Origin of the sequence: Methylophaga sulfidovorans, from assembly GCF_900114205.1 — a bacterium.
Taxonomy (GTDB): Bacteria; Pseudomonadota; Gammaproteobacteria; order Nitrosococcales; family Methylophagaceae; genus Methylophaga; species Methylophaga sulfidovorans.
Window position 1 is genome coordinate 33,533 of the sequence record NZ_FOSH01000016.1, and the last position, 12,758, is coordinate 46,290.

Consider the following 12,758-nt stretch of genomic DNA (forward strand, 5'->3'; position numbering starts at 1 on the left):
TTGAAACCATCCAACCTGCTGAGCACGGTAAAACTACCGGGCTTTATGAGTTTTATTGCCGTAGCTTTTATCAATGCGATGGTGGATCTTGGTCATAAGATTATTATTCAAAATACCATTTTCAAGATTTACGATGATCAAAGCCAAGTTGCTCTGACTGCGGTTGTTAACGGGCTCATTCTGTTACCCTTTATCTTTTTATTTACTCCTGCAGGCTTTCTGTCAGATCGCTTTTCAAAGCCTTTTATCATGAAGGTATCTGCTTTCTCAGCCATCATCATTACGCTATTAATTACTTTGGCTTATTACAGAGGATGGTTCATTTTTGCCTTTTCCATGACCTTAATACTGGCCATCCAAAGTGCCATTTATTCGCCTGCCAAGTATGGCTATATCCGGGAACTGGGTGGAGATGATCACTTATCTCCTGCCAATGGTTTTATTCAGGCAACCACGATTGTTGCCATCTTAACCGGGATTATTGTCTTTACCGTCTTATTTGAATGGTTACTTATCGACCAGACATTTCATGATGAAGCTTCTTTGATCAAACATATCGCTCCCGCTGGTTGGCTTTTAGTGATTTTATCTGTAATAGAATGGCGTTTGGCTTGTCGCTTGTCTGAAAGCAGCAGTTCAACTGATACTGCAGAGTTTTCTTGGAAAGACTATATAAAAGGCCATTTGCTGAAAACCAATGTGAAACAGCTAAAAACAAACCCCGTTATTTGGTACTCAGTACTGGGCTTATCCTTTTTCTGGGGGATTTCGCAAACATTTCTCGCCGTATTCCCGGCCTTTGCAAAAATTGTCTTGTCCGAAGATAACACAATGATTATTCAGGGATTGCTAGCCTGTTCAGGTATAGGCATTGTTGTTGGTTCTCTGCTGGCTGGAACAGGCAAGAAAGGTCATATTAAAACTTCACTGATCCCTGTCGGAGCTATCGGCATGAGCATCATTCTTTTTATTATTCCTGCATTAAATACTGTCTCAGAATTTGCAGCGGCAATTTTCGGCTTTGGTCTTTTTGGTGGTCTGTTTATTATTCCGTTAAATGCACTTATTCAGTTACATTCCCCTGAACAATATTTAGGCACCATACTGGCCGGTAATAATTGGATTCAGAACATTGTGATGACGGCATGCCTTATTATGACATTCATCGCAGCCAAAGCTATGCTATCCAGTAAATTGATATTATTGTTTTTACCCATCATCACGACTCTGTTGGCCTGTTTCGTATGGCAACGCAGTAAACAAGCACAACGTACTTGATTTAATTAGAGAATTAGTGAATTCTTTTGGACAATTGCCAATATGGATACCAGCGAGTGAGTAAAAGATTATCGTTTCCCCCAGTCTATAAACACGAGTTTCAACAAGCTTCAGAAAATTTACGCCAAACTCTATTGCTTGCGAACCGTCACAAAACGCCTATCACCCCTGTGAACTATGCTGTCTGGTACGAATACGTTTCCGGTGATAATCAGGCGTTGATGAACAGTATTGATACCCGTTTAAAGAAAAACGAAACGATAACCCCGGAAGTTACACAATATCTTTATGAAAAATATGTACTGATGAGCATGCCTGAACGGCTCAATAATACCAATAATGGCTTAAAACTCGTTGTTGATAATACTCTGGAAAACCTTAGTAAGGTCGAAGCAACAGCATCTCAGTGCAACCAGGGGTTAACACAGAGCCAAGTGCAACTCGAAACCTGTAACGATATTGATGAACTGAAAACACTGGTTAGCCAGATTCTGATAAACACACAACAGATTACCAGTAGCAGTGGCGAATTGAAGACTGAGTTAACACGCTCAACAGAAGAAATCATGAAGCTGCGAAAAGAACTGGAAAGTGTAAAAGAAATGGCGAGAACCGATAGCCTAACCGGACTATTAAATCGTGGCGCCTTTGATAATGAGCTGCAGTATCTATGTAGCAAAGGTTACGCTTTCACACTTGTGTTATTTGATATCGATAATTTTAAACGTTTAAATGACAACTTCGGGCATTTGTTAGGCGATAAGGTTCTACAGTTTTTTGCTTCGCTATTAAAGAATCAGTGTAATGACATTCATCTGGCGGCACGTTTTGGAGGGGAAGAAATGGCCATGATCTTCATGCACTCCAGTCTCGAAGAAACATTTATGATTACCGAACAAATTCGCGAGAAATTTTCTGAAAGCCGTCTGAAGAAAAAAGGAAGTAATGAATCCATCGGCCAGGTAACCGTTTCAGCTGGTATCAGCAGCTATCAGGATAAAGATAGTCCGATTAGTATAATTGAACGCGCCGATCAGGCGCTTTATCAATCAAAAACCGGCGGCCGTAATCAGGTCAATTTTATTTAAAATGATAAAACGTCGAATTTAAATAATCGACCACAGAGCGTTTTTGTTGGTCAGTCCAGCTAACATCAGCCGCTTTAACACAATAAGAGACCCTTTTTTCAAGTCCCGCCAGACTTTTCACTGTCTTATCCGTTCGCCTATAGAGCTGATAAGGATCACCACCTCCCAGCGAGGCATGACACTGCAAGCAAGCAGTATCATGCAGCTGTTTTCCATCAGCATACACAATACTGCTTAATAACAGTCCGCCAGCAAAGACAATTATTTTATACATCATCTCAGGCAGAATTCGTTTGTAAATGAGCAATCCGCATCGCTGCCGGAGGATGTGAGTCATAAACAGCAGAAACCAGTGGATCAGGTGTTAACGTACTCGCATTTTCTTTATACAAAGCCACCAAAGCCGCAATTAAGTCATCAGCACTAGATACAGATGCAGCATAGGCATCAGCTTCATATTCATACTTCCGTGACAGTGATGTCATCAGCGGATGTAAAAAGAACATAAATACTGGAATGACTAACATAAACAAAGCAAGAGCCATGGCATTTGATTGCTGGCTGACACCTAAACCGTCATAAAACCATGTCTGAGCAGATGCCCAGCCAAGAAGTGCCAGACCGATCAGACTAATTACCGCCATAACCACCATATTTTTCACAACATGCTTACGGCGGAAATGACCTAATTCATGAGCAAGGACCGCTTCGATCTGATCTTCATTTAGCGTGTTAAGTAAGGTATCAAAAAAGACGATACGTTTATTACTCCCCAAGCCTGTGAAATAAGCATTGCCATGTCCACTACGACGAGAGCCATCCATCACAAAAATACCCTGACTTTTAAAGCCGCAACGCGCTAATAAATTTTCTACTCGCTGCTGTAAATCAGCATCATCCAATGGTGTAAATTTATTAAACAGCGGTGCAATAAAGGCAGGATACGCCCACATCATAAACAGCCCAAAGCCAATCCAGGCTGCCCATAGATATAACCACCAAAACTCACCCGTACTCTGCATCATCCATAACGCTACCCAGATGAGTAAAGCCCCCATGACAACCGTTAGCAGCAGTTGTTTAACAAAGTCTGAAAAGAACAAGACTGGCGTATTACGATTAAAGCCAAATTTATCTTCTAAAACAAAGGTTCTGTAATAAGAAAAAGGTAAATCTAATAACGATCCGATAACAATAAAGCTCAATAAAAACAGAACACCGCCAAGCATGGGTGACAATCCCAGCCCATCCCAGGCATTAGAAAGTAATGCCAGACCGCCGCCAAATGTCCATACCAGAAGAATAATCACGCCATAGATATTTTCTTTGCGTCCAAACTGGCCTTTCGCCACCGTGTAGTCTGCCGCTTTTTGGTGAGCACTCAGGCTGATTTGATCTTCAAAGGCTTTAGGAACCTTATCGCGATGAGCCTGAACGTGTTTACCTTGTCGTATTGATAACCAGAGTTCTGTTACTGTCATCAAAAACAAAGCCGCTAAAAATATCCAGCTAAATTCGTTCATAAATTTATGTCCAATTTGAATCTTTATAAAATGTCATGCAGAGTAGCCTTTGATACAATCTGTGGCAAGTTAGTTCAATCAGCCTAAACCCAACTCAACAAAAAGACGGAGATCATGGCAAAAAGTAAAAATAACCTCATCTGGATCGATCTGGAAATGACCGGTCTTGATACCAATAATGACTATATCATTGAAATTGCCACTATTGTGACAGATGCACAACTCAATGTCTTAGCTGAAGGCCCTATTTTAGCCATTCATCAGAGTGATGCCATATTAAATGGCATGGATGAATGGAATACTCGCCAGCATGGCAAATCTGGTCTGGTTGAACGTGTCCGCAATAGCGAGCTAAACGAGGCCGAAGCGGAGCAACAAACCCTTGAGTTTCTGAAGAAATACGTTCCTGCAGGTGTCTCACCAATGTGTGGCAACAGTATCTGTCAGGATCGTCGCTTTCTTGCCCGTTGCATGCCAGAGCTGGAAGCCTATTTCCACTACCGTAATCTTGATGTGAGCAGTCTGAAAGAACTCGCTCGACGCTGGGCGCCAAAAGTCGAAAAAAGTTTCAAAAAACGTTCTTCCCATCTGGCGATGGATGACATCAAAGACTCTATTCGCGAGTTGGAACATTACCGAGAACATTTCATCAAGCTTCCTGAAGACGAATAATCACCGTTCACATTGATTTCACAGATAGCGCGACAAGCTATCTGTGAAATTATTTAGTGAACAAACGTGATCCATAATAAAACCACACTTCCTCAAAAAATCTGCCCTGTTTGCCAACGCCCTCCTAACTGGCTTAGTAAATGGCAAACCTTAATTCATTCTCAATCCCCTATCCTCGACCGATACCATGTCATGGCCGCTGCTAAAGTCTCTGCCATATTGAAAAGAAATCATCCATGAGTATGCCTCATGATCATTCCAATATATCGGCATAAAGAATAAGGAACCCTAATGTCAGCATCACAATTAGTCTGGTTAAGAAATGAGCTGCGTTTAGATGATAATCCAGCAATTGCACAGGCCCAGCAAGGTGGTGATATTCAGGTGCTTTTTATTGCTACACCCAAGCAATGGCAACAACACGATGAATCGGATGCCAAATTGGGGCTGAAAGCGGCCTCGCTCAATGACATCTGTCAGAATCTTGCCAAGAAAGGTATAACGTTTAGTTTGATAACGGTCGATTATTTTGCCGATGTGCCAAGCGCTTTACTCACTTTTTGTGAGGAAAATAAGATTGCGTCGGTGTGGTTTCAGCAGGAAACAGCATTGGATGAACGCCGCCGGGATGAACAGGTCACTCAGAAATTATTAGAAAACCATATCGAATGCCATGCTCTTGAGTCAGATCTAATGGTACCGGTGCCCGTACTTACTCAGCAGCAAGAACCCTACAAGGTGTTCACCCCCTATTACCGGCGCTGGCAAACTATGCTTGAAGACCGTGCCCGTCCCCCATTCGACGAACCAGCCAAGCAAGGAAAAGCCATCAAGGTTGAAGACATCAAACCTGATTGGGCAGGTGAATATCGCAATGATCTCTGGCTTGATGAAGAATCTGACATCCTGCAAAAACTACAGCTGTTTTGCCAGAAAAAGCTCAAAGACTACCCAGACAAACGCGATTATCCGGCAATGCCAGCTACGAGTACCTTATCGCCTTATTTAACGCTAGGACGTATCGGACCAAGACGTTTATTACATACCATTCAATATTATTGTGCAGAGCAAAACCTACATTGGCAGGATAATGACTGGTTGAGAGAACTTGCCTGGCGTGATTTCTACCGACAATTACTGACTCATTTTTCTGAGCTTAATAAAGAAAAACCCTTCAAACCTGAAACAGACAAACTGACATGGAATGACAACAAGTCTGATTTTGAAGCCTGGTGTGAAGGCAAAACAGGATTTCCGATTGTCGATGCCGCTATGCGTCAATTAAATCAAACCGGCTGGATGCACAATCGGTTACGCATGGTAGCTGCCAGCTTTTTAACCAAGCTTTTATTTATCGACTGGCGCAAAGGGGAAAAGTATTTTATGCAAACCCTGATCGATGGTGAATTTGCTGCCAATAATGGTGGCTGGCAATGGAGTGCGTCAACTGGCTGCGATGCAGCGCCTTATTTCAGAGTATTTAATCCTCAGCGGCAATCGGAGAAATTTGATCCTGATGGTGAGTTTATCCGACACTTTGTACCAGAACTATCACCACTTTCTGCAAAGCAGATTCATGCCCCCACAACGGCGCAATGCAAAGAACTTGGTTACCCAGAACCGGTGATTGATTATAAAAAAGCCAGACAGCAGGCGATCAATGCCTTTGATGAATTAAAACAGTGAGTTCTTATTGATTTTTAATTATTTTATATGACATTGATTTCAATTATTATTCTGTCATGTTCAATAAAAAATTTCGTGGTCATAGCGATCCTTCACTGCAAACACTGGATCCTGATTCACTAGCCCAATTAAACCAACAAGCCGCTAGGGATTTAGCAAAGCGTTCTATCCCTGGTGGTTTGATCGTTTTATTAGCACTGCTTATATCTGCCCATTACTCACCTATTATTGAAGACGCTACGTTATTTACCTATCTGTTAATTGGTTTAATGACGATGGTCTTTTTTAGTCGGTTATATCTGGTTTATCTACTCTTAAAAAAAACACTACCCGATTGATAAATGGCTTAGGCTCACGTTTATTGTTTTCTTTTTCTCATCGGCCATCTGGGGCATCTATGTCGCAGTAAGTCTTTATCTCTACCAAACTCTCTTTACCAATATGGTTATTTTAATGTTCACCATTGGTATCGCAGCAGGAGCCTTATCCAGCCTTTTTATATGGAAATATCTGGCTCAGATGTACTTATATATGGTTTTTTTACCTATCATCGTGTCAACCATGCTTAAGTGGGAAATGGCGACTGTCAGTGTTTTGTTTGGGCTTATTTCCTATATGGCCTTTCTGTTAGTTCAGGCCAATCGTGCCAATGCGGAATACTGGCAATCACTTTATCTCACCAAAATTCTTCAGCAACAAACCACTGAACTGATAAACGCAAAAGAACAGGCGGAAAAAGCCAATCTGGCTAAGACTGAGTTTTTATCCAGTATGAGTCATGAACTCAGGACACCACTGAACGCTATTTTAGGCTTTACCCAGTTGCTGGCCACCGACCCTGACACTCCACCACGTTCGCAACAAGCTGAAAATCTGGAACACATCATGGTAGCCAGTAAACACTTACTGACATTAGTCAATCAGGTGCTTGATTTGGCAAAAGTGGAAAGTGGTCATCTGGATTTAACTATCAAGCCAACCAATATTGGCGCTATCGTCAATGACTGTCTATCGCTGGTCGATACCTTGGCAAAACAAAAAACCTGACCTTTGTAATTGCAGATAATCCCGAGCTGTTAGTTAATGCTGACCCAATGCGTTTAAAACAAATCCTGATAAATTTACTCAGTAATGCCATCAAATATAACCGCCGGGGAGGCAGTTTAATGTTGGAATACAAAAAACAAGCTAACTCACTTCGGGTATTAGTCATTGATACTGGACATGGCATTTCTCAGGAGCATCAACGATTATTGTTCTCTAGTTTTTCACGACTAGGCCAGGAAAACTCGACAACAGAAGGCAGTGGCGTTGGACTGGTTATCACGAAAAAATTAATTGAAGCCATGGGTGGACGCATAGGTTATCAAAGTAAAGAAAACCTAGGTTCGACCTTTTGGTTTGAACTACCTCTGGTGAAAAACAACTAATCCAGATATCACTACTTCAATGCCGCAACCAATGATTTCAGTTCCTCACTGATATGCGTCAAATCTTTCCCTGAATGTCCGATACCAACAATATGCTGATTTACATCAATTGAGCTGGATTTAATCTGCTCAGCAGCACGGGCAATCTCATCTACTGTCGCAGTTTGCTGCTGTGTTGCTGCTGCAATTGATGAGTTCATCTGAGACATTTTATCCATTGCCAAGACAACGGGTGCCATCGACAAATTAGCGTCATCAGCTTGCTTGGCACACGATTTTGCAGCCGCACTCTGACGGCTGACAATACTTGTCGCTTCAGCGCCCGAAGTCGTTAGCAGCTCAATAATGGTTTTAATTTCTTCCGTTGACTCTGTCGTTCTTGATGCCAACAGCCGAACTTCGTCAGCCACGACAGCAAAACCTCTACCGTGTTCACCGGCTCTAGCGGCTTCAATTGCTGCATTCAGTGCCAGCAGATTCGTCTGTTCAGCAACATTCTGAATCACTTCCAGAACGGACTGAATATTCTTGCTGTTTTGCTCCAGACGATGAATGACCACTTCAGCGTCTAATAGATCGCTGGCTAATTGCTGAGTTGCTGCTGACGCTTCGTTGAGTTTGTTTCGTGCAGATAAAGTTGCCTCATTAGCCTGAAAGACCTGTTCCGAAGCCTCAGTCGCATTATTCGCCACCTCCTTAAATGAATATGACAGTTGCATTACGGCTGTGGCGACTTGATCGGTTGTTTGCTGTTGCTGCAAGGTGAGTGTTGATGTGACCTCTGATTCTGTTTTTAAAGATCGACTGGCATCTATCAAAGTCTGCGCCTGGCTGTTTAATTTATCTATTAAATCTGCAAGGTACTGCTGAAGATGGCGTGCGGCATCCACCACAGAATTGGTTTCAACAAAAGCCAGTTCAGAGCTCAGTTCCTGTTGGTAATCGCCATTTAGCATGGCTTTAAAAAAATCATCTAGCTTCAGAAGAAACCGCATAAGCCGGTTCTGCATGACAAACTGCATACACAACGCCGGAACGATAAATAATGCCGCCAACAAAATCAGCCATTGTAAACGTTGGGTGATGTCCGTCTTTATCTGACTAATCTTTTTTTCGTAGTTTGCCAGCATCGCCTGAAAAGCCTGCATCTTTTGGTTTAGTCCATCCCTGCTGGCTGTAACTTGTCGCTGCATAGTCAAGGTATTGTTAAGTTCTTTTTCGTAACGTTGAGTCAGGCTGTGCAAAGACGCGATACTGAGCTCACCTATTTCATCTGGTTCTTCTACTATTAATGCCTCTTCATCAACTTCTGTATAGACACCAAAGCGGGGCATGACTTTTAATTGGTTAATCAGCTCAGCGAAATGCTGATTTTCATCTAATAAGCTTTTCTCAATGACCTTATCCTGAGTCTCAAGATAACGTTGGCGGTAATGTGAAATTTGATTCAGACTGTGTTCGAGTTCCACCAGCACCTGAAGGAATGCAGCAATCTGTGCCACAGGTGTTGATTGTGCTTTTTCTGCATAACGATTCAAACTTAATAAGTCGCCATTTCGTTCACGTTCGTTATTCATTAATAAGGTTTGTGGATTGGCTGAAAGCTTGCCCGCAGAACGTACCTGCTGGACTTCCGATTGCAAGGCATCGATGCCTTTTTGAATCGCCTTATTATCTGCCTCGCTCAACCAGTCAAACGTTTTTGTTTTCATGGCATCAAGCTGATTTTCTGCATCCTGAAGTAAGTTGGCCTGTCCTGTCGCTAAATACCGCTCCAGCAATATACGTGTATCGATATCAAAGGCATTACGGTACTGCTTAAACTCCTGAGTGATTTGATAAGGTTTATCGAGTTGATACCAACCCCAGATAGCGACAACAGATGACAAAATAAGAGCAAAAACAATAATGAAGGTAATAAGGCGGGATACAAACGATAATTTCACTTAACTTCTCGGCAGTCAAAAACAGGCTGAGTGTAAAGTGAGTCAATGACAAGTTTATGACATGTGATGCTGCTTTAATGCCCAATCAATATGTTCCTGCACCATCTCAGACACCTGATTTGAGCGAGCCTTTAATGCCGCAATCACAGGCTGGCTGGTTTTTGCATTACCCAGAGCAACCGCAATATTCCGTAACCAGCAATCATAACCAATTCGCCGAATCGGGCTCCCTTCCATACGTGATAAAAAGGTTTGCTCTGACCACATAAACAAGTCAACAAGCTGGGGCGCGTCCAATCCATCCCGTGGTAAATAATCTGATTCTGTGGTGACCTGGGCATATTTATTCCAGGGGCATACTAACTGGCAATCATCACAACCATAAATCCGGTTCCCCATTAAGGGTCTGAACTCTTCTGGAATAGCACCACGTAACTCAATCGTTAAATAAGAAATACATCGCCGGGCATCAACTTCATAAGGCGCCACAATGGCTTGTGTCGGACAAATATCAATACAGGCAGTGCAACTGCCGCAGTGAGCAGTTACTGACTGCGTTGGTGGCAAAGGTAAATTGGTATAAATTTCACCTAAAAAGAAGTAAGAACCATGATCACGATTAAGCACGTTGCTGTGTTTACCTATCCAGCCTAGTCCAGCCTTTTCAGCAATGGCTTTTTCCATAACTGGTGCACTGTCTGTAAATACACGATAGCCAAATTCGCCGATTTCCTTTTGAATATGTTCGGCAAGCCTGGCTAAGCGTTTTCGCATTAATTTGTGATAGTCGCGACCAAGAGCATAACGTGATAGAAACGCCTTCTCACTATCATTAATGACTGACCATGGTTCAGCCGCTTCCCCCGGCCAATAATCCATTCTGACACTGATAACACTGAGTGTCCCTTCAACTAATTCTGCTGGATGAGTACGTTTGCTGCCATGCTTTTCCATAAAGCTCATGTCGCCATGGAAGCCTTTTTCCAGCCAGTTTTGTAATCGCTTATCAGCATCCGACAAATCAAGATCACTGACCCCTAACGCCTGAAAGCCCAGTGAACGAGCCCAGCGTTGCATTCGTACGATAAAGTCTTGCCAATAAATATCGGTGTTTTGTTTGTCCATAGACCTATTATAAGCTGTCAGCATTGAATGACAGGACTCATCTTATGCACACACTGCCCGACCAGTTATATAGCGCCGCACAAACGCGTGAAATTGATCGCACTATCATTGAAGATCATCATATTAGTGGTAGCGAGCTGATGTCCCGTGCAGCATCGGCCGCACTGGATATCTTGATCAAAACCTGGCCGCAAACTAAACATATCACTGTGGTTTGCGGTGCAGGAAACAATGGTGGTGATGGTTATGATCTCGCACATCAAGCGATTAATCAGGGTTTCCATGTCGAACTTATCGAACTGGGTAACCCTGAGAAAATGAGTGCAGAAGCGGCAAATGCACGACAAGGTTTTCTAAGCACTGGTCAACAACCACAACGATTTAATGGCCGTATAGCAGACACAGACATTATTGTTGATGCTATCTTTGGTACGGGTTTAGATCGCCAAGTCTCAGGCGATTATGCCAAAGCTATAGAAGCGATTAATGCTAAGACAAAAAGTCATGTTTTATCCATCGACATCGCCTCCGGCCTCAGTGCCGATAGCGGAAAAATCATGGGCGTAGCTGTTAAGGCTGATGTCACAGTCAGTTTCTTAGGATTGAATAGAGGCTTGTTTACCGGTGATGGTCCCACTATCAGTGGCTGCATTTATTTTAGTGACTTAGATGCGCCCGATAGCGTATATGAAGCGGTTCCCACGACAACCAGACTGGCTCAGTTTCAACATTATCAACCGCTTTTAATTCCAAGGTCACGCTCAGCACATAAAGGCAACTTTGGTCACCTACTGGTCGTGGGTGGTAATCAGGGGATGTCAGGTGCCGCACGAATTTGTGCAGAAGCTGGTGCCCGAACAGGTGCGGGCCTGATTAGCATCGCAACACATCCCGAACATGCCAACTGGTTAAATATTGACCGTCCTGAGTTAATGGTCAAAGCCATTGTTTCAGCAGATGACTTAATAGCGTCATTAGAGAAAGCATCGGTAATAAGTTTTGGGCCAGGATTGGGACAAAATGCATGGGCTGAAACCGTATTTAATACACTTATAGATACTGATAAGCCGATGGTCATTGATGCGGATGCACTGAATTTATTAAGTCAACGGCCTATTAATAAACCAAACTGGATACTCACGCCCCATCCGGGAGAAGCAGCCAGACTACTCGGTATCAGCAGTAGTGACATAGAAACGGACCGCTTTAAGGCCGTCAAACAGATTCAACAGAAATATGGTGGTATCGTCGTGCTTAAAGGCGCAGGCACGCTGATTTGTGATGGAAAAACAACCTTAGTTTCAACGGCAGGCAACCCCGGTATGGCAAGTGGAGGCATGGGAGATGCGTTGACCGGTATTATCGGCGGCTTACTCGCTCAAAAACTGTCACTGTTTGATGCCGCCAGCCTTGCTGTCATACTTCACGGTATGGCCGCGGACAGAGCAGCTAAAGAAAATGGAGAACGAGGCTTACTGGCATTAGACTTATTACCTCACCTTCGTCATCTTTTGAATTTAAAATAAGAAAACAACGTGCATAAATATCTCGACAACGAACAAGCTACGCTAGATTTGGGCAAAGAACTCGCTTTAGTTACGCCAGCTCAGCTTTTTACTATTCACCTTGAAGGTGAACTCGGAGCAGGAAAAACGACCTTTACCCGAGGTTTTGTTCAGGCTTTAGGTCATCGGGGTAATGTCAAAAGTCCTACCTATACATTGGTTGAACATTATCAGCTCAATAACCGCGATATTTACCATTTCGATTTGTACCGGCTCAGTGATCCAGGCGAGCTCGAATTCATGGGCATTGATGACTATTTTCACAGCAATGCTATCTCGCTGATCGAATGGGCTCAACGAGGCCAGGATTTTTTACCACCGCCCGATCTGATGATTCACTTAGCTTATCAATCCAAGGGAAGAGAGGTGGATATTCAGGCATTGACAGCTTTGGGTGAAGAAGTCTGTGGGAAACTTCACAAATAGTTCAACTTTCCCTTCTATC

The 12,758-nt window shown here is 43.0% G+C and carries 14 protein-coding genes; 10 read left to right on the forward strand and 4 right to left on the reverse strand.

Annotated features, from left to right (window positions below; translation table 11 throughout):
* Both BM232_RS12330 and BM232_RS12335 read left to right on the forward strand, forming a co-directional pair.
* Nucleotides 1–1,278, forward strand: coding sequence for an MFS transporter (locus BM232_RS12330; protein WP_091715197.1), 1,278 nt, complete (start codon nucleotides 1–3; stop codon nucleotides 1,276–1,278).
* Between the two features lie 56 nt (nucleotides 1,279–1,334).
* A complete protein-coding gene (locus BM232_RS12335) occupies nucleotides 1,335–2,366 on the forward strand; it encodes a diguanylate cyclase (protein ID WP_091715198.1) in 1,032 nt (343 codons plus the stop codon).
* Here the strand turns inward: BM232_RS12335 and BM232_RS12340 are convergent.
* Complete coding sequence (locus tag BM232_RS12340; RefSeq protein WP_091715199.1) at nucleotides 2,359–2,643, reverse strand: hypothetical protein; 285 nt, start codon at nucleotides 2,641–2,643, stop codon at nucleotides 2,359–2,361. The genes BM232_RS12335 and BM232_RS12340 overlap by 8 nt on opposite strands.
* A 1-nt stretch (nucleotide 2,644) precedes the next feature.
* Nucleotides 2,645–3,889 carry a M48 family metallopeptidase gene (locus BM232_RS12345; RefSeq protein ID WP_091715200.1) on the reverse strand — a complete coding sequence of 415 codons (1,245 nt, stop codon included), beginning with the start codon at nucleotides 3,887–3,889 and terminating at the stop codon, nucleotides 2,645–2,647.
* Nucleotides 3,890–4,003: 114 nt separating this feature from the next.
* Between BM232_RS12345 and orn the strand changes: the two genes are divergently transcribed.
* From orn to BM232_RS12375, 6 genes are all read left to right on the forward strand, one after another.
* Entirely contained in the window at nucleotides 4,004–4,561 is a 558-nt protein-coding gene (gene orn / locus BM232_RS12350) for an oligoribonuclease (protein ID WP_091715201.1), read from the forward strand.
* Nucleotides 4,562–4,627: 66 nt separating this feature from the next.
* Nucleotides 4,628–4,801, forward strand: coding sequence for a DUF2256 domain-containing protein (locus BM232_RS12355; RefSeq protein WP_091715203.1), 174 nt, complete (start codon nucleotides 4,628–4,630; stop codon nucleotides 4,799–4,801).
* 51 nt (nucleotides 4,802–4,852) lie between these two features.
* A complete protein-coding gene (locus BM232_RS12360; RefSeq protein WP_091715206.1) occupies nucleotides 4,853–6,247 on the forward strand; it encodes a cryptochrome/photolyase family protein in 1,395 nt (464 codons plus the stop codon).
* Between the two features lie 56 nt (nucleotides 6,248–6,303).
* Nucleotides 6,304–6,585, forward strand: a complete 282-nt coding sequence (locus BM232_RS12365) for a hypothetical protein (protein ID WP_091715207.1) — start codon at nucleotides 6,304–6,306, stop codon at nucleotides 6,583–6,585.
* A 115-nt stretch (nucleotides 6,586–6,700) separates the two neighbouring features.
* On the forward strand, nucleotides 6,701–7,294 hold the full coding sequence (locus BM232_RS12370) for a sensor histidine kinase (protein ID WP_177207328.1): 594 nt from the start codon (nucleotides 6,701–6,703) through the stop codon (nucleotides 7,292–7,294).
* Between the two features lie 47 nt (nucleotides 7,295–7,341).
* Nucleotides 7,342–7,677 carry an ATP-binding protein gene (locus tag BM232_RS12375; RefSeq protein WP_091715209.1) on the forward strand — a complete coding sequence of 112 codons (336 nt, stop codon included), beginning with the start codon at nucleotides 7,342–7,344 and terminating at the stop codon, nucleotides 7,675–7,677.
* Between the two features lie 11 nt (nucleotides 7,678–7,688).
* On the opposite strand, the gene BM232_RS12380 is transcribed toward BM232_RS12375, so the two are convergent.
* The gene (locus tag BM232_RS12380) at nucleotides 7,689–9,623 is read right to left on the reverse strand and encodes a methyl-accepting chemotaxis protein (protein ID WP_091715210.1); all 1,935 of its coding nucleotides are present in this window, start codon (nucleotides 9,621–9,623) and stop codon (nucleotides 7,689–7,691) included.
* Between the two features lie 54 nt (nucleotides 9,624–9,677).
* Entirely contained in the window at nucleotides 9,678–10,748 is a 1,071-nt protein-coding gene (gene queG, locus BM232_RS12385; protein WP_091715273.1) for a tRNA epoxyqueuosine(34) reductase QueG, read from the reverse strand.
* 44 nt (nucleotides 10,749–10,792) lie between these two features.
* Here queG and BM232_RS12390 point away from each other — a divergent pair, with 44 nt between their 5' ends.
* A complete protein-coding gene (locus BM232_RS12390) occupies nucleotides 10,793–12,274 on the forward strand; it encodes an NAD(P)H-hydrate dehydratase (RefSeq protein ID WP_091715212.1) in 1,482 nt (493 codons plus the stop codon).
* Nucleotides 12,275–12,283: 9 nt separating this feature from the next.
* Nucleotides 12,284–12,739: a tRNA (adenosine(37)-N6)-threonylcarbamoyltransferase complex ATPase subunit type 1 TsaE gene (gene tsaE, locus BM232_RS12395; RefSeq protein ID WP_091715215.1), complete on the forward strand. Its 456-nt coding sequence runs from the start codon at nucleotides 12,284–12,286 to the stop codon at nucleotides 12,737–12,739.
* Nucleotides 12,740–12,758 lie beyond the last annotated feature (19 nt).

Bases quoted from the DNA above. Each gene is read 5' to 3' on its own strand.
- orn (WP_091715201.1), top strand. From the start codon at position 4,004: ATGGCAAAAAGTAAAAATAACCTCATCTGGATCGATCTGGAAATGACC.
- BM232_RS12375 (WP_091715209.1), top strand. From the start codon at position 7,342: ATGCGTTTAAAACAAATCCTGATAAATTTACTCAGTAATGCCATCAAA.
- BM232_RS12345 (WP_091715200.1), bottom strand. From the start codon at position 3,889: ATGAACGAATTTAGCTGGATATTTTTAGCGGCTTTGTTTTTGATGACA.
- BM232_RS12340 (WP_091715199.1), bottom strand. From the start codon at position 2,643: ATGATGTATAAAATAATTGTCTTTGCTGGCGGACTGTTATTAAGCAGT.
- queG (WP_091715273.1), bottom strand. From the start codon at position 10,748: ATGGACAAACAAAACACCGATATTTATTGGCAAGACTTTATCGTACGA.
- BM232_RS12370 (WP_177207328.1), top strand. From the start codon at position 6,701: ATGTTCACCATTGGTATCGCAGCAGGAGCCTTATCCAGCCTTTTTATA.
- BM232_RS12390 (WP_091715212.1), top strand. From the start codon at position 10,793: ATGCACACACTGCCCGACCAGTTATATAGCGCCGCACAAACGCGTGAA.
- BM232_RS12360 (WP_091715206.1), top strand. From the start codon at position 4,853: ATGTCAGCATCACAATTAGTCTGGTTAAGAAATGAGCTGCGTTTAGAT.
- BM232_RS12365 (WP_091715207.1), top strand. From the start codon at position 6,304: ATGTTCAATAAAAAATTTCGTGGTCATAGCGATCCTTCACTGCAAACA.